This is a genomic window from Cupriavidus laharis, from assembly GCF_914271435.1.
Taxonomy (GTDB): domain Bacteria; phylum Pseudomonadota; class Gammaproteobacteria; order Burkholderiales; family Burkholderiaceae; genus Cupriavidus; species Cupriavidus laharis.
The window spans coordinates 1-23,646 of the sequence record NZ_CAJZAI010000025.1 but is presented as its reverse complement, the minus strand read 5'-3'; the positions used below and the strand labels follow the sequence as shown (position 1 = coordinate 23,646).

The window sequence follows — 23,646 nt, the reverse complement described above, 5'->3', positions numbered from 1 at the left end:
GACGATTCCTCGGCGTACCAGAAGACCGTTTTGCAATGGTCGCGCAACATTGCTACGCGCCCTTGGCGGCGCTGTGGGCGTTGCGTATTCAGAATCTTTTCCGCGGTAGTGAATTTTTTTGTGCGCTGAGCGGATATGGACCGTTTGGCGAGCCAGGCGGGCACAATTCAAGCGGGTTGGGAGCAGTATGGCTCACGTCTGCGTGGCCCAGCCGGTCGTGCATGGCGGCAGTGCCTGCGCCCGCCGGCCGCGAACTGACGGAGGATATCGATGGTGATAGTCCTGCTGATCGCGCTGCCGCTGGTTGCCGCCGTCCTGACATGGCTGGCCGGCAAGCATGCCGTCCGGCTGGTGGCGCCGATCATTATCGGCTTTCCGCTGGCGGCGCTCGCACTGCTGTTCCGCGCCCGCGAAGCAGTGTTCGACCAGCCGGGGCATGCGCTGGCATGGCGCCTGAACTGGCTGCCCGACATTGGCCTGAACCTCAGCCTGCGGCTGGACGGCCTGTCCTTCCTGTTTGCGTTGCTGGTCATCGGCGTGGGCCTGCTCGTGATCCTGTACGCGCGCTATTACCTGCCGCGCAATGCGTCGGCGGTACGCTTCTTCTGCCTGCTGCTGCTGTTCATGGCCGCCATGCTGGGCGTGGTCCTGGCGGACAACCTGCTGCTGCTGGTGATCTGCTGGGAGTTGACCAGCATCCTGTCCTTCCTGCTGATCGGCTTCTGGTCCTGGCGCGAGGACGCGCGCCAGGGCGCGCGCATGGCGCTCACCGTCACCGGTGGCGGCGGGCTGGCGCTGCTCGCCGGCGTACTGCTGCTCGGGCGCATCTGCGGCAGCCTGGAACTGTCCGACGTGCTGGCCCAGGCGGGCAGCGTGCAGCACCATCCGCTGTACCTGCCGATGCTGGTGCTGGTGCTGCTGGCCGTGTTCACCAAGTCCGCGCAGTTTCCGTTCAGTTTCTGGCTGCCGCACGCCATGGCCGCGCCCACGCCGGTATCGGCCTACCTGCATTCAGCCACCATGGTCAAGGCGGGTGTGTTCCTGCTGGCGCGGCTGTATCCGGTGCTCGATGGCACCAACGCGTGGTTCTACCTGGTCAGCATGACGGGCCTGGTCACGCTGATCATGGGGGCGGCGCTGGCGCTGCTGCAGCGCGACCTGAAAGGCCTGCTGGCGTATTCGACCATCAGCCACCTCGGGCTGATCACGCTGCTGTTCGGGCTCGACACGCAGCTGAGCACGGTGGCCGCGCTGTTCCACATCATCAACCATGCGGTGTTCAAGGCGTCGCTGTTCATGGCTGCGGGCATCATCGACCACGAAACCGGCACGCGCGACCTGGACCGCCTGCGCGGCCTGGCGCGGTACATGCCGCATACCGCGGTGCTGGCCATCGTGGCGTCGCTGTCGATGGCGGGCGTGCCACTGTTCAACGGCTTCCTGAGCAAGGAGATGTTCTTCGGCGAAACGCTTGCGCAAGGCCTGCTCGGCGATTTCAACTGGGTAATCCCCGCCGCTGCGACGATAGCCGGGGCCATGACCATGGCGTATTCGCTGCGCTTCAGCTACGGCGTGTTCTTTGGCGGCGACCAGCCCGACGTGCCGAACTATCCCCCGCACGAGCCACCGCGCTTCATGAAGCTGCCCGTGGAACTGCTGGTGGTGATCTGCCTGGTGGTGGGGCTCGCGCCGACCTATACCGTGGGCAACCTGCTCGCGGCCACCGCGCTGGCCACGCTGCGCGCGCCGCTGCCCGATTACAGCCTGCACCTGTGGCACGGCTTCAACCTGCCGCTGGCCATGAGCCTGGTCTCCATGGCGGGCGGCGCCGCGCTGTTCTTCCTGCGGCGCGGTGCGCTGCGGCGCTGGCAGCAGGTGATCGAGCCGCTCAGCGCACGCCGCTCGTTCGAGGCCGCCATTGCAGCGCTGGAGCGGCTGGCCCGCGCGCTCACGCGGCGCATGGAGAACGGTTCGCTGCAGCGCTACATGGCGTGGATGCTGGCGGCGCTGCTGGCGGTGCCAGCGGCATTCCTGGCTGACCTTGACGCGCTGGTCGGTACGGCCCCCGACGGGGCCGTCGATCCGATGGGCGCCGCCTGCCTGGCCCTGCTGGCGCTGTGCGCGGTAGCCGTGGTCGCCGCGCGGCGGCAGCGCGTGGTGGCGCTGGTGTTCCTGAGCGCGTGCGGCCTGCTGGTATCGCTCGTCTTCACGCGCTTTTCCGCGCCCGACCTGGCGCTCACGCAGATATCGGTCGAGGTGGTCACCGTGCTGCTGCTGGTGCTCGCACTGTTCTACCTGCCGCCCGAGCCAGCCGCGGCGCCTCCGGCCGGGAGGCAAGTGCGCGACATCGTCCTGGCGCTCGGCGGCGGGGGCATGCTGGCCGCCTGCGCCTACGCGGTGATGACGCGGTCCTACGACCCGGTGTCCGGCTTCTACGTGGACAACGCGGTGCCGGGTGGTGGCGGCCATAACGTGGTCAACGTGCTGCTGGTGGACTTTCGTGGCTTCGACACCATGGGCGAGATCTGCGTGCTGCTGATCGCGGGGCTGGCCGTGCAGGCGCTGCTGCGCGGCATGCGCCTGCCCATGCCCGATGCCGGGCCGGACGGCAAGCCCTGGTCCGCGCAGCGGCATCCGCTGCTGCTGGCCATGCTCGCGCGGCTGATGCTGCCGCTGACGCTGCTGGTGTCCGTGTTCCTGCTGCTGCGCGGGCACAACCTGCCGGGTGGTGGCTTCATTGCCGCGCTGATCACGTCGGTGGCGCTGCTGCTCCAGTACGTGGCCAGCGGCGTGCGCTGGACCGAAGCACGCATCGCCTCGGACTACCGCGCGCTGGCCGGTGCCGGCATCCTCATAGCCGGGCTGACGGGGCTGGGCAGCCTGGTGTTTGGCTTCCCGTTCCTGACTACGGCATTCGGCCATTTCCACGTACCCGGACTCGGCGAAATCGAACTCGCGACAGCCATGGTCTTCGACCTGGGCGTCTACGCCACGGTGACGGGCACTACGTTGCTGATCGTCTCGCACCTGGGGGTGCGCAATACGCCGGCAGCGTTCGGCCGGTCACGGCGCGGCAAGGAGGGTGCATGATGGCAGCGCTCTATGCCGGTGCCATCGGCGTGCTGGCCGCGTGCGGCATCTACCTGCTGCTGAGGGCGCGCACCTTTACGGTGGTGCTCGGGCTGACGCTGCTGTCGTACGCGATCAGCCTGTTCCTGCTCGGCATGGGCCGGCTCGTGGTGGGCAGGCCGCCGGTCATTGCGGACGGCGCGCGCTACGCCGATCCGCTGCCGCAGGCGCTGGTGCTGACCGCCATCGTCATCGCGTTCGGCATGACGGCATTCGCCGTGGTGCTGTCGCTGCGCGCGCTCGGGCTGACTGGCAGCGATCACGTCGATGCCGCGCGCCAGGGCGATAGCGAAGACGTGCGCGATATGCAGGGCACGGTGCCGCGCCCGTGAACCACGTGCTCCTGCTCCCCATCCTTCTGCCGATGTTCGCCGGTGGCGTGCTGACCGCCATGCCGATGCACCGGCTGCGCGCGCAACGCGTGGTGTGCATGACCGCCACGCTGCTGCTGGTGCCGGCGGCAGCATTGCTGGTCGGGCGCGCGGCTGGCGGTGGCATTGACGTCTACCAGCTCGGCAACTGGCAGGCGCCGTTCGGCATCGTCCTGCAGCTCGACCGCCTTGGCGCGCTGATGCTCGCGTTGACCGCGCTGCTGGCGCCCGCGGCACTGGCGGCAGCGGGCCCGGAGCTGGTGCGCGCAGGGCGCCATTTCCATGCCTTGTTCCAGTTCCAGCTGATGGGCCTGAATGGCGCCTTCCTGGCCGGCGACCTGTTCAACCTCTTCGTGTTCTTCGAGATCCTGCTGATCGCTTCGTATGCGCTGCTCATCCACGGCGCGGGGCGCGAACGGATCGGCGCGGGGCTGCACTACGTGCTGCTCAACCTTGTGGCCTCGTCGTTCTTCCTGGTGGCCATCGGCATGCTCTACGGGCTTACGGGAACGCTCAATCTGGCGCATATGGGCCTTCGCCTGCAGGGCCTGCCCGGCGCCGACGTACCACTGGCGGTTGCGGCGGGCGTCATGCTGATGCTGGTCTTCGGGCTCAAGGCCGCGATCTTCCCGCTGTACTTCTGGCTGCCGCGCGCCTATGCGGGCACCGCCGGCCCGGTCGCCGCGCTGTTCGCGGTCATGACCAAGGTCGGCCTGTACGCCATGCTGCGCTGCGATGCACTCGTGTTCGGCGCCGCGCAAGGGCTGCTCGCGACATTCATGCAGGACTGGCTGCCGGTGCTGGCGCTGGCGACGCTGGCTGCAGGGGCCGTGGGCGCACTGGCGGCCGCGAGCCTGCGTGCGCTGACAAGCTACCTCGTGCTGGCATCAGTAGGACTGCTCGGGATTGCCGTGGCCATGCAGACCCAGGCAGCCTGGGCCGCCGCGTTGTACTACCTGCTGAGCACGACACTGTGCACGGCCGGACTGTTCCTGCTGGCGGACGCGCTCGAGCCCGCCGATGCGACCGGGCGGGGCTCGGTCATGGCCGGCACGCGGCTCGCCGGCGTGCTGTACCTGATCGGCGCGGTGGTGGCCGTGGGCCTGCCGCCGCTGTCGGGATTCATCGGCAAGGTCATGATCCTGCGCGCCGTGCCGCCGGGCGGCGCGATCGTCTACTGGCCTGCCATCCTGGTGTCCGGACTGGTGTTGCTGGTGGCGGCCTCGCGCACGGGAACGCGCTTGCTGTGGCGCCTGCCGCATGATGGCGCGAACGCGGCGCACGACGCAGGCGCGCCCGTGCCACTGCGCGTACGATCGCACCCGGAAGGCCGAAAGCTGGCCTGCAGCGCATTCCTGCTGGCCTGCAACGTGATGCTGACGGCGTTCGCGGCGCCGGTCAGCACCTATGTTTCGCAAGCCGCGGCACAGTTGCAGGACCGTGCTGCCTACATCCGTGCCGTGTTGCCTGGCGGTGTGTCGCCACAGGCGGGGAGGTAAGGCCATGCTCGCGCGCCAGTTCCCGCACCCGTGGCTGAGCCTGATCCTGCTGGCCATGTGGCTGCTGCTGTCCAACAGCCTCGCGCCTGCGCACTGGCTGCTTGGCGCGCTGCTGGGCTGGGCGCTGGGGCGGCTGGCGGACCTGTGGCTGGTGCTCGGGCCGTTCCGGCTGTCGCGGCCGGGCCTGATGCTGCGGCTGGTTTTCCATGTACTGATCGACATCGTGGTGGCCAATGTGGAAGTCGCCATGCTGGTGCTCGGGCGCGCCGCGCGGCTGCGGCCGGCTTTCATCGTGGTACCGCTCGATGTCGAACACGAACTCGCCACCACCGCGCTGATCAGCATCGTCTCGCTGAGCCCCGGCACGCTGTGTGCGGAACTCAGCGATGACCGCCGCAGCCTGCTGGTGCACGTGCTGGACCTGGACGATGAGGCTGCGCTGGTGGCGCGCATCAAGTCCCGCTATGAAATGCCGCTGAAGGAGATCTTCCTGTGCTTGCCATCGTGATACCGGTCTGCCTGGCGATCCTGGGCCTGGCTTTCCTGCTGACCTTCGTGCGCCTGGTGCGCGGGCCCGCCCTGGTGGACCGCATCGTGGCGCTGGATACGCTCAATATCAACGCCATCGCGGTGATCGTGGTGCTCGGCATCGGCCTGCGCTCGGCGATGTTCTTCGAGGCGGCACTGCTGATCGCGGTGACGGGCTTTGTCGGCACGGTCGCGCTGACCAAGTACCTGCAGCGCGGCGACATCATCGAGTACTAGCCATGCCCGCGAACCTTGATGCCTCGCTGGGCACCCTTGCCGAACTCGCGGTCTGCGCGCTGCTGCTGGTGGGCAGCCTCTTCACGCTGGTCGGCGCCATCGGCCTGTTCCGGCTGCCGGACGTCTTCATGCGGCTGCACGGGCCCACCAAGTCCACCACGCTCGGCGTGGGCGGCGTGGTGGTTGCGTCGGTGGTGTATTTCAGCTGCCAGGGGGAGGGCGGCAGCCTGCATGAACTGCTGGTGACGGCCTTCTTGTTCCTGACGGCGCCGATCAGCGCGCACATGCTGGCGAGGGCTGCCATCCAGCGGCAACTGCCGGTCGATCCGCGCACGCGCGGCGGTCCGTGGGCGGCGGTGGGGCGAGAGCAGGCGGACCTGGACGCTTCGGCAAAGACCGCGGAAACCAGCAGTCCCGCAGGCGGTTAGAATGCGCGGCTGACTTCCATTGCCGCCGCCCATGGTTCCATCAAGATCCCGTCGTACATTGCTTCTGGCCGCCGCCGCGGCTCCGTTCGCTTCCGCATGCGCCGGCCCGGCGCGCGTTCCCACCTCTGATGCCGAAGCACAGCTCGCTGCGCTGGAACGCAGTGCCGGAGGCCGCCTGGGCGTGTTCGCACGCCATACCGGCGATGGCCGCCAGGTACGTCACCGCGCCGAAGAACGGTTCCCGGTATGCAGCACGTTCAAGGTGATCCTGGCCGGCGCCATCCTGCAGCGCAGCGCCGCCACGCCTGGCCTGCTCGAACAGCGCGTCCGCTACACGCGGCAGGACCTGGTGGCCTATTCCCCGATCACGGAGAAGCACGTCGCGGACGGCATGACGGTGGCGCAACTGTGCGCCGCCGCGATCCAGTACAGCGACAACGGCGCCGCGAACCTGCTGATGCGCCGCATTGGCGGACCGGCGGCGGTCACCGAGTTTTCCCGCTCCATCGGTAACCAGGCATTCCGGCTCGACCGCTGGGAAACCGAACTGAACACCGCCATTCCGGGCGACCCGCGCGATACCTCGACGCCAGCAGCGATGGCAGCCAGCCTGGAGGCACTAGCCCTGGGCAACGCATTGCCCGCCGCACAGCGCAGCCAGCTCCAGGCATGGCTGCGCGGCAATACGACCGGCGCGGCGCGCATCCAGGCGGGAATGCCCGCGGGCTGGCAGATCGGTGACAAGACCGGCAGCGGCGACTATGGCACTACCAACGATATCGCCGTGCTGTGGCCGCCAGCAGGCGCCCCCGTCGTCGTCGCCATCTATTTCACGCAGACAGCGCCGGACGCGAAGTGGAGCAACGAGACAATCGCCAAGGCGGCGCGCATCGTGCTGCCGGTGCTGGGCTGACATCAACGCCGGTTCGCTTTTTTTCGGCTGGTGGCGGCGTTACCATGCGGACAGGCCATTGGTCGTGCGGCTGAGCGAGTGAGCGCAAAGGCGCCTCGTCCCTGGGGGGCCTCTCTCACGGGATGTCCTGCGCCAGAAGGCTGTGGCCAAAGACTTGCCGACGGAGTCACGGATGAGTGCAATCCGGTTGTTCCTTTGCGGCGATGTGATGACCGGACGCGGCATCGACCAGATCCTGCCAAGGCCGGGCAAGCCTCAATTGCATGAATCGTTCATCCGTTCGGCGAGCGACTACGTCGACCTGGCCGAGCGCAAGAGCGGGCGAATCGCGCGCGCCGTACCGCCTGGCTATGTCTGGGGCGAGGCGCTGCGCGAACTGGAACGCCAGCAGCCCGACGTGCGCATCGCCAACGTCGAAACCGCCATCACCACCTGTGACGACGCATGGCCCGGCAAGGCGATCCACTACAGGATGCATCCCGCGAATGTCACTTGCCTTGAGGCGGCCGGCCTGGATTGCGCGGTGCTGGCGAACAACCACGTGCTGGATTGGGGGCGGGCGGGCCTGGAGGAAACGCTGGCGACATTGCAGGCCGCGGGGATCTCCGTGGCCGGAGCAGGGCGCAATGAATATGAAGCCACCAGACCGGCTGTGCTTGCTGTCCCCGGCGGACGCCGGGTGCTGGTGTTCGCCTTCGCCATGACAAGCGCGGGTACCCCGTCAGGCTGGGAAGCCACCGGCCATCGCCCAGGTGTCGCCCTCCTGCGAGACTGCTCCGCCGCGAGCGTCGAGCGCCTGCGCTCCCGGATCGTCAACGCGCGGCACAGCGGCGATCTGGTGGTGGTATCGCTCCACTGGGGGCCGAACTGGGGTTACGGCGTGGAACCCGAACAGCGCTGGTTTGCGCGAGCCCTGATCGACGAGGCTGGCGTGGATGTCGTGTACGGGCATTCCTCCCACCATCCCATGGCAATCGAGTTCCATGCAGGCAGGCCAATCCTCTATGGCTGCGGCGATTTCATCAACGACTACGAAGGGATCGGCGGATACGAAGCCTATCGCCCGGACCTTGCGCTGATGTACTTCGTCGCGCTCGATTCCGCTAGCGGCGCTGCTGACCTGAGGCTGGTCCCGCTCATGCGGAAGCAGTTCCGGCTCCGCCACGCAACGGAAGCAGACCTCGTCTGGTTGCAGGACATGCTGGGCCGGGAAGGCGGCGCGTTCGGAACCCATGCGGCACGTTCCGGCGAGCATGAGTTGCAGATCCAGGCTGATTGAGGCCGGGCGCCGGTTTGCGAATCGGCTAGCGGCCGGTCCGCACCGGCAACCGTGGCGCCGGAAATTCTCGTTCACGTTTTCACGTTTTCGCAAAGCCTCTGCTAGAATCCATCGCATGTCTCGCAAGCGTCTCACCTCTCTATCCCTGCGCCGCCTAGCCCTAGTGCTCGGCCGGGGTCCGCTTGCTTGAGTCCTCTGGCGCCTGAATCGACCGATTCGCTGCGCGCCTCCTGATTTCCCCCTGATCCCGGCCCACGAACCAGCCTTCGCCAAGCGAAGGGCTGCAGGGGAAGTCACATTGTCTTTTGCCTGATTGACCCCGGCACGGCCCGCAGCGGACCGTCCGGCACCCGGATTCGTGGACCATGATGATTGCCCAGCCCTCCGCCAAGTACCAACCGTTCCCGCCCGTCGGCCTCACTGACCGCACCTGGCCGAATCGCGCCATCACAACCGCACCCGTGTGGCTTTCGACCGACCTGCGCGACGGCAACCAGGCGCTGTTCGAGCCGATGAACGGCGAGCGCAAGATGCGCCTGTTCCAGGAACTCGTGCGCATTGGCTTCAAGGAGATCGAAGTCGGTTTCCCGTCCGCATCGCAGACCGATTTCGACTTTATCCGCCGACTGATCGACGAGGACCTGATCCCCGACGACGTGACCATCATGGTCATCACCCAGTCGCGCGAGGAACTGATCGAACGCACGGTGGAGGCGCTGAAGGGCGCGCCCAAGGCGATCGTCCATGTGTACAACGCCATCGCCCCGGCCTGGCGCCGCATTGTGTTCGGCATGAGCGTGCCCGAAGTGATGGGACTTGTGCGCCATCACATCGGCTACCTGAAGCAACTCACCGACCAGCATCCCGAAACGAAGTGGACGCTGCAGTATTCGCCTGAAACCTTCAGCGCGAGCGAGCTCCAGGTATCGCTGGAGGCTTGCCATACGGCCATCGAGACATGGGGCGTCAACGCCGACCGGCGCGTGATCATCAACCTGCCGACCACCGTCGAGAACGCCACGCCCAACGTCTTCGCCGACCAGATCGAATGGATGCACCGCCGCCTGGTGCCGCGCGAGCATATCGTGCTGTCGGTGCACCCGCATAACGACCGCGGCACCGGCGTGGCCGCCGCCGAGCTGGCGATGATGGCGGGCGCCGACCGCGTGGAAGGGTGCCTGTTCGGCAACGGCGAGCGCTGCGGCAACGTGGACATCGTCACGCTGGCGCTCAACATGTACACGCAGGGCGTGCATCCGGGGCTCGATTTCTCGCATATCAATGCCGTCGCGCGCATCGCGGAGGAGTGCACCTCGATCCCCGTGCATCCGCGCCATCCCTATGCCGGCGACCTGGTCTTCACGGCGTTCTCGGGCTCGCACCAGGACGCGATCAAGAAGGGCTTTGCCGCGCAGGACCCGAACGGCGTGTGGGAAGTGCCTTACCTGCCGATCGATCCGGCCGACCTCGGCCGCACGTATGACAGCGTGATCCGCGTCAACAGCCAGTCCGGCAAGGGCGGTATTGCCTTCATGCTCGAACGCGAGCACGGCGTCGTGATGCCGCGCCGCATGCAGGTGGAATTCAGCGCGGTCGTGCAGCGGGCGACCGACGCGAGCGAGACCGAGATCAGCGGCCCGGAACTCTGGGAACTGTTCCGGCAGACCTACCTGTCGTCCGACGCGTCGGGGCAGGGCATCGTCTATCACGCCTACAAGCTCGACGAGAGCGGGGAGGGCATTGCGCTGGACGTGATGGTCGACGGCGTGCGCAAGACGCTGCATGGCAAGGGCAATGGCCCGATCGCGGCGGCAGTCCATGCGCTCGACTTGCGCATGCGCATTGATGCCTACGAAGAGCGCGCTACCGGCGCCGGTGCCGATGCACAGGCGATGGCCATCGTCGAAGCTGCGCTGGAAGGTGTGCCCGGCGCCAGCTTCGGTGTGGGCATGAGCCACAACATCGTCGAAGCGTCAGTGCAGGCGGTGATCAGCGTAGCGAACCGGCTGGTGCGGCAGCGACGCTCGCAGGCCTGACCGCGGGCTAGCGGCCGGCCCCTACTGACCTTGACGCATGACCCAGGCTACCGCCTGGGCCAGGAACTCTGAGCTATCACCAACCCGATAGCTCATGATGACCGGGGACACGAACCCCGGCGCATCGATCGGGCAGTACCGGACATCGTCGCGATGCAGGCGTTGTATCGACGCCGGCACCAGCGTGATGCCCACGCCGGCAGCGACCAGCCCCAGAGCGGTCTGCAGCTCGTTGGCCTCCTGCGCCACGCGCAGTTGCAGACCCTGTGCCCGGAACAGCGACAGCAGGTGGTCGGCATAGCTCGGCCGCGGCCGCGCCGGGTAAAGGATGAAGGGCTGCGCGGCCAGCCCCTGCGGCGTCAGCGTGACAAGGGCCGGTGCCGGTTGGCTGGCAGGCAAGGCCGCCACCAGCGGCTCCGCCATCACCACCTCCTGGCGGATGGCCGGATCATTGAGTGCAATGCGGCCGAAGCCCAGGTCGATGCGGCCGGACTTGAGCGCCTCCACCTGCTCGACGGTAATCATTTCGGCCAGCCCGACTTCCACCTGCTGCTCCGATCCGCGCAGTTCCCGGATCAGCTCCGGCAGCACCCCATACAAGACCGACGGCACGAAGCCGATGCCGAACCAGCGCTTGTCCTGCCGGCCGATGCGGCGCGTGCTTTCGATCGTCTCTTCGAGCCGCTGGGTCAGCTGCGTGGTCTGCTCCAGCAGGAAGCGGCCCGCTTCGGTCAGCCGTAGCCCACGTCCCACGCGATCGAACAGCGCTACGCCGACCTCGTCCTCAAGCTGCCGAATCTGGCGCGAAAGCGGCGGCTGCGCCATATGCAGCCGCTCGGCGGCGCGCGTGACGTTGAGTTCCTGGGCCACAACCTGGAAATAGCGCAGGTGTCGGAGTTCCATTGGCATACCTGTAGGGTATCGATTGAGACATCATCGGTCTTGGACGCCGCCCGAGTCAAGCTTCATACTTCTTCAACAATCCTTACCCGCAGCACAAAGGTATGACAGCCACGATTACCTCGGTCGAAGCCATCCTGGTCGACCTGCCCACCATCCGGGCCCATCAACTGGCCATGGCCACCATGCAGCAGCAGACACTGGTGATCGTGCGCCTGCGCTGCAGCGACGGCATCGAAGGCATCGGCGAGGCCACCACCATCGGCGGACTGTCGTATGGCGATGAAAGCCCGGAGGGCATCAAGCTGGCCATCGACACCTACCTGGCGCCCGCGCTGGCCGGTGAAGATGCCACCAACGTCCATGCCGCGATGGCACGCCTGAACAAGGTCGCGCGCGGCAACCGCTTTGCGAAGTCGGCGCTGGAGACCGCGCTGCTCGATGCACAGGGCAAGCGTCTCGGCGTGCCGCTGGCAACATTGCTCGGCGGTGCGGTGCGCACCAAGCTGCCGGTGCTGTGGACGCTGGCCAGCGGCGATACCGCGCGCGACATCGACGAAGCCGAGCGCCTGCTGGCCGAGCGCCGCCACAACACGTTCAAGCTCAAGATCGGCCGGCGCAGCGTGCGCGACGACGTGGCGCATGTATCGGCGATCAAGCGTGCGCTCGGCGACCGTGCCCGTGTGACCGTGGACATCAACCAGGCCTGGAACGAGGCCGATGCCGCCGGCGGCATCGCCATGCTGGAAGCCGCGGGCATCGACCTGATCGAGCAGCCCACGCCGCGCGAACAGCGTACGGCGCTGGCGCGGCTGGCGGCGCGCTTCGTGGTGCCGATCATGGCGGACGAGGCCGTGTGTGGTCCCGAGGATGCGATGGAACTCGCGCGCATCGGCGGTGCCGACGTGTTCGCGCTGAAGATCGCCAAGTCGGGCGGCATCTTCGGCATGCTGCGCACGGCGGCCGTCGGCGACGCCGCGGGCATCGCGCTGTATGGCGGCACGATGCTGGAGGGCAGCGTAGGCACCATCGCCGCGGCGCATGGCTTCTGCACGCTGCCACAGCTTGCATGGGGCACGGAGCTGTTCGGGCCGCTGCTGCTCAAGGACGACGTGGTCGTGCAGCGGCCGGAATATCGTGACTTCAGCCTGCACCTGCCCGAAGGCCCGGGACTGGGTCTTGCGCTCGATGAAGACAAGCTCGCGCACTACCGGCGCGACCGCGCCTGAACAACCCGATGACAGAGAGGAATGCCATGCTTTACCTGGTACGGATGGATGTGAACCTGCCGCACGACATGCCCGCGGCGCAGGCCGATGACATCAAGGCGCGCGAAAAAGCGTATGCCCAGCAACTGCAGCACGAAGGCAAGTGGCAGCAGCTGTACCGCGTGGTGGGCGAGTACGCCAACTACAGCATCTTCGACGTGGCCTCGCACGACGAGCTGCACACGCTGCTGTCTGGCTTGCCGCTGTTCCCGTACATGAAGATCCACGTGACGCCGCTGGCCAGGCACCCGTCGTCGGTCCGCTGAAGCGCGGCACGTGGCCAGAACAACCCGCATCGAGCGGGCACGCAGAGAGGAGACCATGAAAACGTTGTTCCAGCGGCTGGCCAGCACCGGCCGCGCAGGCGCGCTTGCCCTGGCGGCAAGCCTTTCGTTCGCCGCACCCGCCGCGCACGCGGCCTATCCCGACCACCCGATCCGCTGGATCGTGCCGTTCCCCTCGGGCGGCGCCATGGACAACATCGCACGCACGCTGGGCGAGGAGATGTCGCGCACGCTCGGCCAGTCGATCGTGGTCGAGAACCGGCCGGGCGCCGGCGGCAACATCGGCGCCGAGCTGGTGGCGCGCGCGCCGGCCGACGGCTATACGCTGATCATCGTCGCCAATGGCATGGCCGTGAACCCGGCGCTGTACGGCAAGCTGTCGTACGACCCGGTCAAGGACTTCGCGCCGGTGTCGCTGCTGGCCGTCGTGCCCAACGTACTGGTCGCCAACAAGGCGCGCCGGCAGGAAACCACCGTCAAGGACGTGATCGCCCACGCGAAGGCATCGCCGGGCAAATACACCTATGCCTCGGCCGGCAACGGCACCTCGATCCACCTTGCGGCGGAGCTGTTCACGTCGATGGCTGGCGTCGACATGCTCCACATCCCGTACAAGGGCAGCGGCCCGGCCATGACCGACCTGCTGGGCGGGCAGGTGGACTACATGTTCGACAGCATCACCTCGGCCAAGCCGCAGATCGATTCGGGCAAGCTGACACCGATCGCCGTCACCACCGCGAAGCGCTCCAGCGCGCTGCCCAACGTGCCTACCGTCGCCGAGGCGGGGCTGCCCGGCTATGAGCTGTCGCCCTGGTTCGCGGCCTTCGTGCCGGCGAAGACGCCGCAGCCCGTGATCGATACACTGAACCGCGCGATGCTCGAAGCCCTGCGCAAGCCGGCCGTGCAGAAGCGCCTGGCGCTGATCGGCGCCGAGCCGATCGGCAGTACGCCCGCCGTGCTGCGCGACCACCTGGCCAGGGAAACCGAGAAATGGGGTGCGCTGATCCGCCAGCGCGGCATCCGCGCCGACTGAATCCAAACCATTCCCGCCCCGGCGGGCAGCCTGACATGACCCATTCCGTTCATCACGCCCGCACTGGCACGGCGACCAGCGCCGGGGTATCCATCCACTACACGATCGAGGGTGCCGCCGGCGCGCCGGTGCTGGTCATGTCCAACTCGCTGGGTACCACGCTGCAGATGTGGGACCCGCAGATGCCGGCGCTGCTCAAGCATTTCCGCGTGCTGCGCTATGACACGCGCGGCCATGGCCGCTCGTCGGTGCCGGAGCAGCCGTTCGGCATGGCCGAACTGGGCGCCGACGTGCTCGCCGTGATGGGCCATGCCGGCGTCGCGCGCGCGCAGTTCTGCGGCCTGTCGATGGGCGGAATGACGGGCATGTGGCTGGCGCGGCATCATGCCGATCGCTTCGGCCGCTTCGTGCTGGCCAATACGGCCGCGCTGATCGGGCCCGCATCGGTGTGGGACAACCGCATCGCCACCGTGCGCCGTGATGGCATGGCGGCCATCGTGCCCGGGGTACTCGAACGCTGGTTCACGCCGTCCTATCGCGCCTCGCACGCGCAGTCCATGGAACCGGTGCGCGACATGCTGCTCGGCTGCGATCCGGCCGGCTACACGGCCAACTGCGCCGCCGTGCGCGATGCCGACCTGCGCGCCATCCTGCCGCAGATCGACGCGAACGTGCTGGTCATTGCCGGCGAGCAGGATGCCGCCACGACTCCCGCGCAGGGCCGGGAGGTCGCGCAGGCGGTGCCGGGCGCGGAGTACCTCTCGCTCGACGCGGCGCACCTGTCGAACTGGGAATTGCCGCAGGCGTTTGCCGAAGCGGTGGTGCGGTTTGCTGGTGCGGCCTGACTGCCAACGCATAGACAGACCACCGCCGCACTCCTATGACTTTCTCGCGCAGCCGTTGACTGAACGGCTGTGCGATATGCCCTTGCCGCATCGCCGGACGTCCCGCCCCGGCTGCCGGCAAGTTCTATCTGGCGTAAATGCCTCCTCGCATGGCGCGGCCCGCGCCCGGAATGCCATGACTGGCATTCCGCTCGAGGCATAGCCCGAACCCCAACGTCCCAACTTCAACGACAAGACGTGCACAGTCATGCACGTTTCTTGCGCCCGTGTCCAATGGCTGGGAGCCATCAGACGTTCCCACCACACGCGTCTGAATTTTCCGATGGGCCATTCAGCCCTTGCCCAATGTCCCGCAAACAGTAGGAAACCTACTATCCGAGCAACACGCGGCTCCTCCCGGCCGGTGCCGCTGCGCGACCACGCAGAGCTTTCGCCATACCCATCCGCAAAGGAGACTTGGCAATGATCAAGGTACTGATTGCCGACGACCACCCGATCGTCCTCAGCGGCATCAGCCAGGAACTGGTGCGGGACGCCGACATGCAGATGGTCGGCATGGCCCGGAACTCCACCGAACTGAGCCATCTGCTGGAGACCACGGCCTGCGATGTCATCGTCACCGACTATTCCATGCCGGGCGGCGAGATCGGCGATGGTCTGCCGATGCTGCAGATCCTGCGGCGGTGCTATCCGGCTACGCGTATCGTGGTGATCACGATGCTCGATAACCCCGCGTTGGTCCAGAGCATCCGCAGGGTCGGTGTTTCCGTCATCCTCAGCAAGGCAGACCCGCTGCATCACCTGGTGCCAGCCATCCGGGCCGCGTTCAGCGGCCTGAGCTATCTGCCGCCGTCGCAGCAGCCGATGGCGGATGCAGGCGCAGCGGACACGTTCAGGCCGGGAGCGAAGCTTTCCCGGCGCGAGCTGGAAGTGCTGCGCAAGTGCGCCGCCGGCGTTTCGCTGGTGGAGATCGCGCGGCAGGCAAACCGCAGCAGCAAGACCATCAGCGCACAGAAGAGCATGGCGATGAAGAAGCTCGGGCTGACGAGCGGCTACGAGCTGTACCAGTACGCCGTCGAACACGGTCTGCTTCCCGGCGGGCAGTAACGGCCGTGGGAACGGCTGGCAGTCGCCCGGACGGCCGCGCGCAAAAATCGCCTCACGATTAAGGGATGCCTTATTCAGGCCGCAGGCGACTGTGAATACGATTCCTCTCATTCTGTGGCCCTGCGCTGCCATGTCAGCGCACGGGCCACGAATTCCGGAGCCTGAGGGCCGGGCCAGACGGACCGACCAGGGTTCCGCATTTTTCCAACCTCCAGATCCAGACATAGCCAGAATGAAAGCCAAGCTTCTTACCGTACTGCTCGCTGCCGCCGCTGCCATCGGTTCGCCGTTCGCGCACGCATCGGATGGCACCATCACCTTCAAGGGGCAGATCACGGACACCACCTGCACCATCACGACAGGCAATGCCGGCAGCTTTACCGTGACACTGCCCAATGTATCCAAGACCAACCTGACTACCGCAGGGAGCACTGCCGGCACGACGGGCTTCTCGATCGCGCTGAGCAACTGCAACCCCGCCAGCGGCAACGTCCATGCGTTCTTTGAAGCCGGCGCGAATGTGGATCCGGCCACGGGCCGACTCATCAACACCGACGACGTCGGCAGTGGTGGCGCGGCCAACGTGCAGATCGGGCTGCTCAACCCGTCGAACGGCAGCCTGATCTCGATTGGCGCTTCCGATGGTGCCGCGCAGAACTCGCTGGCGCAGCCGATCAAGCCGGACGGCACGGCGCTGCTGCCTTACGCGGCGCAGTATGTGGCAACCGGGGGCGCGGCCGCGGCCGGCTCCGTGTCGTCGAGCGTGACCTACATCCTGTCCTACCAGTAAAGCTGCGGGCCGGAACGGGCGCCGCCATCCGCGGTGCCGTGCTCCAGTCGCGATGACGTTTCCATGCCAAGTTACATCCTGTTCAGAAGGCGGCCGCTTGCCGCCATCCTGCTTGCCGTCCTGCTCGCACTGGGCCTGGCCGGCACCACCGCGGCACAGGCTTCGGTGGTCATCGCGGGCACCCGGGTCATCTACAGCGCTCGCGACCGGGAAGTCACAATCAAGCTGACCAACGAAGGCAACACGCCGGCCCTGGTGCAGTCATGGCTGGACAACGGCGACCCGACCGCGCAGCCGACAGGCATCAGTGTGCCGTTCGTGCTGACGCCGCCGGTCGCGCGCATCGATGCCGGCAAGGGCCAGAGCCTGCGCATCGTCTACACCGGAGAGCCGCTGCCCGAGGATCGCGAGTCGGTCTTCTGGCTCAATGTGCTGGAGATTCCACCCAAGCCGAGCGCCGAAGAGGCCGGGCCGAACAAGCTCCAGCTCGCGTTCCGATCGCGCATCAAGTTCTTCTACCGTCCCACCGGCCTGGAGGGCAACGCGGGAGGAGCCCCGGCGAAGCTCGTGTGGCGCGTGGCCCGCGGCGAAGGGCAGGTCATGCTGGTCGCCCACAATCCGACGCCGTTTCATGTCTCTGTCGTCAGTGTCGAACTGACGGGCGGAGGCAAGCATGCGGTCAGCGACCAGAGCGCCATGATCGCACCGGGCGAATCGACGCGCTTCACGCTGAAAGGCGACGTGCCTGCCGGCCCCGACAGCAAGGTTCGCTACCACACCCTGAACGACTGGGGTGGCTCGAACGACGGGGAAGCCTCGCCCGCAGGCACCAACTAGGCGGCGCCGGGCCGCTTGCCCCTTGACAGTCCACGGTCAGAACGATGCCGGCTGCATGGCAGGGCGGCGTTCGCTCGACCATCCGATCCATCGACATGCAAGTCAGAAGAAGACACCGAGTGTTCCCTTCGCGCCTGTGCCCGCTCTGCGTAGTCGCGTTGTCGCTGGTTGTCGCAGAGACAAGCCGCGCGGCTGCGCCGGGATCGGCGCAGGTCGAGTTCAATGACGCTTTCCTGCGGCAGCCCGGCGGCTCGAGCCTCGATGTCACGCGCTTCAACCAGGGTAACGTACCGCTACCGGGCACCTATCATGCGGACCTTCAGGTCAACGGCGTCTGGCTCGGCATGGCGGAGATCGACATGCGGCAGAGTGGGGCGGACGCTCGCAATGTGCAGGCCTGCTTTGACCGCGCGCTGCTCGAGCGTGCCGGTGTGGACATCACACGTCTTGCGGCCGAATCCGCGGATCGCCTGGCGCGCGCGGCGAATGCCGAGTGCCTGCACCTGGGCGATCTGATCCCGGGCGCCACGGCTGCGTTCGACAACGGCGAGCAGCGGCTGGACCTGAGCGTGCCGCAGTCGTTCCTGAACCGCAGCGCGCGCGGCTATGTCGACCCGCGCTACTGGGACGACGGCGTCAATGCGGCCCGCCTGCAGTACAACGCCAGCGTCTATCACGCAGACAGTGGCGGGGTGTCGTCGACCCAGGGCTTTCTCGGCCTGAATGCCGGTGTCAATGTCGGGGCCTGGCGCTTCCGGCACTACGGAAGCCTCTCGCACGATGCGGTCAGCGGCAACCGCTACCAGTCCGTACAGACCAGCCTGCAGCGTTCCATCACGACGTTGCGCAGCCAGCTTGTGATCGGCGACGCGTTCACCGATGGCGCCATGTTCGACAGCTTCGGCTTTCGCGGCGTGCAGCTTGCTACGGACGATCGCATGCTGCCGGAGTCCCAGCGCGGCTATGCGCCGACCATCCACGGCATCGCCAACAGCAATGCGCGGGTGCAGGTGCGGCAGAACGGCAACATCATCTACGAAACCACGGTATCGCCGGGCCCGTTCGAGATCGACGATCTCTACGCGACCGGCTACGGCGGTGACCTGGAGGTGCTGGTGACCGAAGCCGATGGCAGCGTGCGGGCGTCGCTGGTGCCCTACGCACCCGTGGTGAACGCGCTGCGTCCCGGGCTCTGGCGCTACAGCGTGACATCGGGCCAGTACCGGAACAGCGGCGTGCACGGCACACCGTACTTCATGCAGGCAACGGTCCAGCATGGCATCTCCAACCTCGTCACCGGCTATGGCGGGCTGCTGGCCGCGCAGGACTATATCTCGCTGGTGCTCGGCATGGCGCTGAACACGTCCTACGGCGCGTTCGGTGCGGATATCACGCATGCGAGTACGCGTCTGTCCAGCCAGCCCGACCGCAGCGGACAGAGCCTGCGCGTGTCTTACAGCAAGCAACTGGCACCGACCCGTACGAACCTGACGCTGGCGGCCTACCGCTACTCCACCAGCGGCTTCCTGAACTTTGCCGACGCCGTGGCGATCCGCTCGGTGGACACGGCAATGAATGATTCGCTGCCAGGCGGCATCCGGCGCGGCCGCCTTCAACTGACCGTCAGCCAGAGCCTGCCGACCGGCTACGGCAACCTGTACCTGTCCGGCTCCACGCAGGACTACTGGAACCGAGGCGGCCGGGACACCCAGTTCCAGGCCGGCTACAACAACAGCTACAAGCGGTTGAGCTACGGGGTCTCTGCGGCGCGGCAGATCAACCTCGGCAGCGGCCGGTGGGAGAACCGGGTCATGCTGACGCTCGGCGTCCCGTTGGGCAAGTCGCCGCTCGCGCCGTATTCGATGACGAGCATGCAGAAGGACTCCCACGGTGTCACGAGCATCCAGGAGTCGCTGACCGGCGCGCTTGGCCCCGACAACAACTTCACCTATGGGCTGAATGCCGGCCACAGCAGCGGTGGCGGCAGCAGTTCCAGCAGCGTGGCGGCGAATGCCGGGTATATCTCGCCGGTGGCAACGCTGAGCGCCAATGCAGGTACCGGCAACAACTACAGCCAGCTTGGCGCCGGTATCTCCGGCGGCATCGTGGCATACGCGGGCGGCGTGACATTCATGCCGGTGCTGGGCGACACCGTGGCCATTGTGGAGGCCGCGGATGCGGCTGGCGCGCGCGTCGCGAATGCCAACGGCCTGCGGCTCGACCCATGGGGGCATGCCGTGGTGCCTAACCTGATGCCGTTTTCGCGCAACCAGATCGAGATCGACCCGAAGGACCTGCCGTTCAACGTGGAACTGCGCTCGACCATGCAGCAGGTGGCGCCGACATCCGGCGCGGTGGTCCGCGTACGGTTCGACACCGGCAACGGCGGCCGTGTGGCGATCCTGCGCGTGCGCACGGCCGACGGCAAGCCGCTGCCGTTCGGTGCCGAAGTGTTCGATATCGATGGACACCTGGCCGGAACCGTTGGCCAGGACGGTCGGCTGTTCGCGCGGGGGCTCAGGCAGGAGGCCGGCGTGCTGACGGCAAAGTGGGGGGCGCAGGGCGCCGATACCTGTTCGTTCCCTTATGTGCTGCCCGCGCCTGCCGATTCCCGGCGCGCGGGGATGCCGTTTGCCGACAGCGTGTGCGGTGACCGGGCATCCACGGTCGAAACCGCGGGCGCATCGCCAGGGATGCACAAGGAGAACGAAGATGACGTGGTCCGATAACCGGGCAAGCCTGAAAGCGGCCCTGCATGGCCTGCTGGTATCCCTCCTGCTGCTTGCCGCGCAGGTCGCGCGTGCCGACTGCACGGCAACGCCTGCCATGCCATACCTGCAGGGCATGAGCGATATGGCGGTAGTGACCACGCTGCCGGTCGGCAGCACCATTCCAGGCACAGTGCGCAATTACACCATCACAGGAACCTGTACCAACGTGCCGCCATACGTCGTCCCAGGGGCGCAGATTGTGGCCTGCTACTACGGGTCAGGCACCGAAGGGCCAGCCGGCGTCTACTCGACCGGCGTTCCCGGCATTGGCATTCGCCTGCGCAACGCGGCGGGACAGGCCGTCGTCAATGCGGCAGGGGTCCGATGCGACACAAGGGGCGCGGGGCTGGGCAACCTGAACGCCGACATGACGTACGCAATATCGGTCTCGATCGAGTTCGTCAAGACAGGGCCGATCAGCGGCGGCGCCCTGGACCCGGCGCAGACCCGGTTCGGCTTCGGCGTCTACGGGGGGTCGACGGCCGGTGCCTTGGGCGGTCGCGACATCAACTACATCGGCTTCAGCGGCAACGCCGTCCCGCGCCCGATCACCTGCAGCGTGAACTATCCGGCTACTGTCACGCTGCAGCCGGCGCGGGCCGCCGACCTGCGTCCGGCGGGCGCAACGGCGAGTACCACGCCATTCACGATTGGTGTTTCCTGCGACACGGCGGCCAATGTCGGCGTCACGTTCGACGGTGCGCCCGGCACGCCTGTGCAGGCGGCCACGGCGGGCGTGCTGGGTCCATCGAATGCTGGCACGCCGGGGGCCGCCACCGGCGTCGGCTTCCAGATCGTGAGCGGCGGGAGCTATCAACCCGTGCCGCTGCAGACACGCAACGCGCTGGGAAGCATTCAGGCCAGCATTCCGGCCGCCTACAACTATGCGGTCCGGTACATCGGCCTGAACAACGGCCTGCCCGTCACGGCAGGAACGGTCACCAGCGCGGCGACGTTCACGTTCGACTACGAGTAGATCTGATCGAAGCGCTGTACCCGATTTGCCGCTGAGTTGCCTGAAGACCTTGCAACGCTTGCATGGCGGTGCGCGCCGGGATATAGCGCGTATCTGTTGGCTCCGGGCCAACAGGCACGGCACTGCCGCGAACATCACCGGCGCGGGAAAGACCGGCAACATCGAGCGGTGTGATGCAAACGATATGTCGCACTTACATACCGGAGAAGCGGTGCAAGAGAGCGCCCGATCAGGCACAGGGACGGTACATTGGCCGGAAACTTGCTTGTCCTACAGTGTGAAGCCACTCGCACACTCTGGAGGTTCCATGCACGCACGCATCACTGCTCACAAGGGAATTCTGGTTGTCGAACTGGTGCAGAACCAGGCGGCAGGGGACGGCGTCCGCTCAAATCTGGACAAGCTGCGCAACCTGGGCACGATCGTCCATGACACGCGACGGTACCTCGGCGTTTCGGCGGAAGCTCTGGCGCTGTTGAAGGTCGTCAAGCGCGGCCTGGACCGCATCGGTGATTTCGCGTGGTTCCGAAGCGACGACGGCATGGATCATTTTGCGTGGCTTGGCGGCCCCAAGCGGCTGGTGGATCCCAAGGAAGTTGCGACAGCCCGGAGCTACGAGATCCTCGCGCATCAGGTGATTCCCAACGAAGTGCCTGCGGGGGCGAGGGCGGCCATCGAGGCGAATTTCTGAGTATCGGAACGGCGGCAGGACACCGCATCCTGCCGCCCCTTGGCACGTGCGTCCCACACACGTGCCAACGCCTATTTCACGCAGGCAAGGTTGACGTAGAGCCCGCCCCAGGTGGTGGCCTGGTTGGTGTCAAGCTGTACCTGCAGCTTGTCGTTGTGGCTGACGGTCCCAGCCGGCATCTCCTTGCTGCAGCTCTGTTGTCCGTTACTGATCTTGCAGCTCAGGTTGCCCACCGGTGCAATGGTTGCCCCCGCACCGGATCCTGTGACCTTGTACACGTCCATATCCAGGGTTCCGGTAGCTTTGCCGAGCGTGTGCGCGGTCAGCGTGACGCGGGTGCAGTCATAGGGAATCACGACGCCGAAGTCGGACGGCAATGGAACCGCGCCGCCAGCCCCGGTCATGACGTACTTGCCGCGGCTGAGCGTGTCCGGCACGTTGAAGTTGCCATTGTAGACAGTCGGCGTCGTCATGGTTGCGCCGGTGCCCGGCCAATGACCGTCGGCCTTTGGCCCGTACAGAGTCCCCGTCGACGTATCGAAATAGAAGTCCCCGTCAACGCCAATGCCGTCGGTCGGCGCACCACTGCCATACAGGACGTGGCCGCCATTGCCGACAGTAGTACCGTTGTCGGTGCCGTCACTGCCGCCATTGCTGCCGCCTGGCTGGTTGACCAGCGAAACACCGGCAGGCCACTCGCCATTGGCCTTCGGCCCATACAGTGTCCAGGTGTCGGTATCGAGGTAGTAATCGCCATCGGCTCCGATATTGTTGCCCGGTGCCCCGGCGCCTGTCAGGACGGTGCCGCCGCCAGGCGCGCCTCCGCCGCCTAGCGGGACACCCGGCGGCCATGTGCCGTCGGCTTTGGGTCCGAACAGCGTCGAAGTCGAGGTGTTGATGTAGTAGTCGCCGTCGTTGCCGACGCCGCTGGTCGGATCCACCGAGCCGGACAGGATGGTGTTCCCGGCCGTACCGGTATTGCCCGTCGCCCCAGTATCGCCCTTTGCCCCCGTTGCGCCCGCCGGTCCGGCGACCGAAACGCCTGCTGGCCATGCGCCGTTTGCCTTGGGCCCGAACAGCATCCCGGTCGTGGTGTTCAGGTAGAAGTCCCCGTCCTTGCCGATGTCGGGCCCGGGATCGCTGGTGCCTGACAGCAGGGCACTGCTGGTGGCCGCTGTCGGTGCTGTCGCCGGCGCGGTGGTTCCCGAGCCTGGGGCGGCTGTGGTTGCAGCCGGAGCCGCGTCGCCGCCGCCTCCGCCACAACCGGCAACGGTGATGACCAGGCATGCGAGCGGCAATACCGCCAGCTTCATGTGGACGCTTTTCATGACCTCTCCCCGGATTATTCGAATGACCAAAGTTCGATGGCATTTCCAAGACGCCAGCGATGAGGTCAATCTAGTACCCGACGGAGAACACGGAAATACGCTCTTTGGACGAAGATACCCACAACGGGGTACAGCAAGAGTGTGAGTCGAGAATGAAACGAATGATCGGGCAAAGAAGGCCGCCGAACCTTGATCATCCGTTACTCGGGATCTCGCCACAAATCAATGCAAGGGGTATGACATTTCTATTTGGCTCAAATGCGACATTACTATTTGGGCGTAACATTGTTTGTCCAGGCAAAGTTGAAATGTCCGGGCAGCAGCAAAGTTGAAATGTCCGGCTGTCCTTTGTCCTTTCAGCTTGTTTGTTCAGTCTTTTGGGGTGCCCGTCGGGCG

Annotated in this window: 22 protein-coding genes; 19 read left to right on the top strand and 3 right to left on the bottom strand. The window is 66.5% G+C overall.

Features of this window, described 5'->3' with window-relative positions; all coding sequences use genetic code 11:
* Positions 1 to 270 precede the first annotated feature (270 nt).
* The 9 genes from LDO29_RS26500 to leuA all read left to right on the top strand — a co-directional run bounded on the left by LDO29_RS26500 (position 271) and on the right by leuA (position 10,420).
* Positions 271 to 3,090 carry a monovalent cation/H+ antiporter subunit A gene (locus LDO29_RS26500; RefSeq protein ID WP_224082712.1) on the top strand — a complete coding sequence of 940 codons (2,820 nt, stop codon included), beginning with the start codon at positions 271 to 273 and terminating at the stop codon, positions 3,088 to 3,090.
* Positions 3,090 to 3,461, top strand: coding sequence for a Na+/H+ antiporter subunit C (locus tag LDO29_RS26495; protein ID WP_224082740.1), 372 nt, complete (start codon positions 3,090 to 3,092; stop codon positions 3,459 to 3,461). The genes LDO29_RS26500 and LDO29_RS26495 overlap by 1 nt, the downstream gene beginning before the upstream one ends.
* Positions 3,458 to 4,999: a monovalent cation/H+ antiporter subunit D gene (locus LDO29_RS26490; protein ID WP_224082711.1), complete on the top strand. Its 1,542-nt coding sequence runs from the start codon at positions 3,458 to 3,460 to the stop codon at positions 4,997 to 4,999. Before LDO29_RS26495 ends, LDO29_RS26490 begins: the two co-directional genes overlap by 4 nt.
* A gap of 4 nt (positions 5,000 to 5,003) precedes the next feature.
* Positions 5,004 to 5,507 (top strand): Na+/H+ antiporter subunit E, encoded by a 504-nt coding sequence (locus LDO29_RS26485; protein WP_224082710.1) that lies wholly within the window; start codon positions 5,004 to 5,006, stop codon positions 5,505 to 5,507.
* Positions 5,492 to 5,764 carry a K+/H+ antiporter subunit F gene (locus LDO29_RS26480; RefSeq protein WP_224082709.1) on the top strand — a complete coding sequence of 91 codons (273 nt, stop codon included), beginning with the start codon at positions 5,492 to 5,494 and terminating at the stop codon, positions 5,762 to 5,764. The genes LDO29_RS26485 and LDO29_RS26480 overlap by 16 nt, the downstream gene beginning before the upstream one ends.
* 2 nt (positions 5,765 to 5,766) lie before the next feature.
* Positions 5,767 to 6,192 (top strand): Na+/H+ antiporter subunit G, encoded by a 426-nt coding sequence (locus tag LDO29_RS26475; RefSeq protein WP_224082708.1) that lies wholly within the window; start codon positions 5,767 to 5,769, stop codon positions 6,190 to 6,192.
* A gap of 31 nt (positions 6,193 to 6,223) precedes the next feature.
* Positions 6,224 to 7,105 carry a class A beta-lactamase gene (bla, locus tag LDO29_RS26470; RefSeq protein WP_224082707.1) on the top strand — a complete coding sequence of 294 codons (882 nt, stop codon included), beginning with the start codon at positions 6,224 to 6,226 and terminating at the stop codon, positions 7,103 to 7,105.
* Between the two features lie 172 nt (positions 7,106 to 7,277).
* The gene (locus LDO29_RS26465) at positions 7,278 to 8,384 is read left to right on the top strand and encodes a CapA family protein (protein ID WP_224082706.1); all 1,107 of its coding nucleotides are present in this window, start codon (positions 7,278 to 7,280) and stop codon (positions 8,382 to 8,384) included.
* Between the two features lie 368 nt (positions 8,385 to 8,752).
* Entirely contained in the window at positions 8,753 to 10,420 is a 1,668-nt protein-coding gene (leuA, locus tag LDO29_RS26460; protein WP_224082739.1) for a 2-isopropylmalate synthase, read from the top strand.
* Positions 10,421 to 10,441: 21 nt separating this feature from the next.
* Here the strand turns inward: leuA and LDO29_RS26455 are convergent, their stop codons facing one another.
* Positions 10,442 to 11,323: a LysR family transcriptional regulator gene (locus tag LDO29_RS26455; RefSeq protein ID WP_224082705.1), complete on the bottom strand. Its 882-nt coding sequence runs from the start codon at positions 11,321 to 11,323 to the stop codon at positions 10,442 to 10,444.
* 101 nt (positions 11,324 to 11,424) lie between these two features.
* On the opposite strand from LDO29_RS26455, the gene LDO29_RS26450 reads away from it, so the two are divergent.
* The 10 genes from LDO29_RS26450 to LDO29_RS26405 all read left to right on the top strand — a co-directional run bounded on the left by LDO29_RS26450 (position 11,425) and on the right by LDO29_RS26405 (position 21,922).
* A complete protein-coding gene (locus tag LDO29_RS26450) occupies positions 11,425 to 12,549 on the top strand; it encodes a muconate/chloromuconate family cycloisomerase (protein WP_224082704.1) in 1,125 nt (374 codons plus the stop codon).
* 26 nt (positions 12,550 to 12,575) lie between these two features.
* Positions 12,576 to 12,854 carry a muconolactone Delta-isomerase gene (gene catC / locus LDO29_RS26445; RefSeq protein WP_224082738.1) on the top strand — a complete coding sequence of 93 codons (279 nt, stop codon included), beginning with the start codon at positions 12,576 to 12,578 and terminating at the stop codon, positions 12,852 to 12,854.
* 55 nt (positions 12,855 to 12,909) lie between these two features.
* Positions 12,910 to 13,905, top strand: a complete 996-nt coding sequence (locus tag LDO29_RS26440) for a tripartite tricarboxylate transporter substrate binding protein (RefSeq protein WP_224082703.1) — start codon at positions 12,910 to 12,912, stop codon at positions 13,903 to 13,905.
* A 35-nt stretch (positions 13,906 to 13,940) separates the two neighbouring features.
* The gene (gene pcaD, locus LDO29_RS26435) at positions 13,941 to 14,750 is read left to right on the top strand and encodes a 3-oxoadipate enol-lactonase (protein WP_224082702.1); all 810 of its coding nucleotides are present in this window, start codon (positions 13,941 to 13,943) and stop codon (positions 14,748 to 14,750) included.
* 462 nt (positions 14,751 to 15,212) lie between these two features.
* Entirely contained in the window at positions 15,213 to 15,857 is a 645-nt protein-coding gene (locus tag LDO29_RS26430) for a response regulator transcription factor (RefSeq protein WP_224082701.1), read from the top strand.
* A gap of 232 nt (positions 15,858 to 16,089) precedes the next feature.
* Positions 16,090 to 16,647 (top strand): fimbrial protein, encoded by a 558-nt coding sequence (locus tag LDO29_RS26425; RefSeq protein ID WP_224082700.1) that lies wholly within the window; start codon positions 16,090 to 16,092, stop codon positions 16,645 to 16,647.
* Positions 16,648 to 16,710: 63 nt separating this feature from the next.
* On the top strand, positions 16,711 to 17,484 hold the full coding sequence (locus LDO29_RS26420) for a fimbria/pilus periplasmic chaperone (RefSeq protein ID WP_224082699.1): 774 nt from the start codon (positions 16,711 to 16,713) through the stop codon (positions 17,482 to 17,484).
* A gap of 95 nt (positions 17,485 to 17,579) precedes the next feature.
* A complete protein-coding gene (locus LDO29_RS26415; RefSeq protein ID WP_224082698.1) occupies positions 17,580 to 20,213 on the top strand; it encodes a fimbria/pilus outer membrane usher protein in 2,634 nt (877 codons plus the stop codon).
* Entirely contained in the window at positions 20,197 to 21,231 is a 1,035-nt protein-coding gene (locus LDO29_RS26410) for a fimbrial protein (RefSeq protein ID WP_224082697.1), read from the top strand. The genes LDO29_RS26415 and LDO29_RS26410 overlap by 17 nt, the downstream gene beginning before the upstream one ends.
* Positions 21,232 to 21,538: 307 nt before the next feature.
* The gene (locus LDO29_RS26405) at positions 21,539 to 21,922 is read left to right on the top strand and encodes a hypothetical protein (RefSeq protein WP_224082696.1); all 384 of its coding nucleotides are present in this window, start codon (positions 21,539 to 21,541) and stop codon (positions 21,920 to 21,922) included.
* Positions 21,923 to 21,993: 71 nt separating this feature from the next.
* Here LDO29_RS26405 and LDO29_RS26400 read toward each other — a convergent pair whose 3' ends face one another.
* Both LDO29_RS26400 and LDO29_RS26395 read right to left on the bottom strand, forming a co-directional pair.
* Complete coding sequence (locus tag LDO29_RS26400) at positions 21,994 to 23,250, bottom strand: hypothetical protein (RefSeq protein ID WP_224082695.1); 1,257 nt, start codon at positions 23,248 to 23,250, stop codon at positions 21,994 to 21,996.
* A gap of 193 nt (positions 23,251 to 23,443) precedes the next feature.
* A partial coding sequence (locus LDO29_RS26395; RefSeq protein ID WP_224082694.1) for a hypothetical protein occupies positions 23,444 to 23,646 on the bottom strand: 203 nt, incomplete at its 5' end.

Bases quoted from the DNA above. Each gene is read 5' to 3' on its own strand.
- LDO29_RS26420 (WP_224082699.1), top strand. From the start codon at position 16,711: ATGCCAAGTTACATCCTGTTCAGAAGGCGGCCGCTTGCCGCCATCCTG.
- LDO29_RS26425 (WP_224082700.1), top strand. From the start codon at position 16,090: ATGAAAGCCAAGCTTCTTACCGTACTGCTCGCTGCCGCCGCTGCCATC.
- LDO29_RS26485 (WP_224082710.1), top strand. From the start codon at position 5,004: ATGCTCGCGCGCCAGTTCCCGCACCCGTGGCTGAGCCTGATCCTGCTG.
- LDO29_RS26500 (WP_224082712.1), top strand. From the start codon at position 271: ATGGTGATAGTCCTGCTGATCGCGCTGCCGCTGGTTGCCGCCGTCCTG.
- pcaD (WP_224082702.1), top strand. From the start codon at position 13,941: ATGACCCATTCCGTTCATCACGCCCGCACTGGCACGGCGACCAGCGCC.
- LDO29_RS26495 (WP_224082740.1), top strand. From the start codon at position 3,090: ATGGCAGCGCTCTATGCCGGTGCCATCGGCGTGCTGGCCGCGTGCGGC.
- LDO29_RS26410 (WP_224082697.1), top strand. From the start codon at position 20,197: ATGACGTGGTCCGATAACCGGGCAAGCCTGAAAGCGGCCCTGCATGGC.
- LDO29_RS26475 (WP_224082708.1), top strand. From the start codon at position 5,767: ATGCCCGCGAACCTTGATGCCTCGCTGGGCACCCTTGCCGAACTCGCG.
- LDO29_RS26400 (WP_224082695.1), bottom strand. From the start codon at position 23,250: ATGAAAAGCGTCCACATGAAGCTGGCGGTATTGCCGCTCGCATGCCTG.
- LDO29_RS26440 (WP_224082703.1), top strand. From the start codon at position 12,910: ATGAAAACGTTGTTCCAGCGGCTGGCCAGCACCGGCCGCGCAGGCGCG.
- LDO29_RS26455 (WP_224082705.1), bottom strand. From the start codon at position 11,323: ATGGAACTCCGACACCTGCGCTATTTCCAGGTTGTGGCCCAGGAACTC.
- bla (WP_224082707.1), top strand. From the start codon at position 6,224: ATGGTTCCATCAAGATCCCGTCGTACATTGCTTCTGGCCGCCGCCGCG.
- LDO29_RS26405 (WP_224082696.1), top strand. From the start codon at position 21,539: ATGCACGCACGCATCACTGCTCACAAGGGAATTCTGGTTGTCGAACTG.
- LDO29_RS26430 (WP_224082701.1), top strand. From the start codon at position 15,213: ATGATCAAGGTACTGATTGCCGACGACCACCCGATCGTCCTCAGCGGC.
- LDO29_RS26465 (WP_224082706.1), top strand. From the start codon at position 7,278: ATGAGTGCAATCCGGTTGTTCCTTTGCGGCGATGTGATGACCGGACGC.
- LDO29_RS26450 (WP_224082704.1), top strand. From the start codon at position 11,425: ATGACAGCCACGATTACCTCGGTCGAAGCCATCCTGGTCGACCTGCCC.
- LDO29_RS26415 (WP_224082698.1), top strand. From the start codon at position 17,580: ATGCAAGTCAGAAGAAGACACCGAGTGTTCCCTTCGCGCCTGTGCCCG.
- leuA (WP_224082739.1), top strand. From the start codon at position 8,753: ATGATTGCCCAGCCCTCCGCCAAGTACCAACCGTTCCCGCCCGTCGGC.
- catC (WP_224082738.1), top strand. From the start codon at position 12,576: ATGCTTTACCTGGTACGGATGGATGTGAACCTGCCGCACGACATGCCC.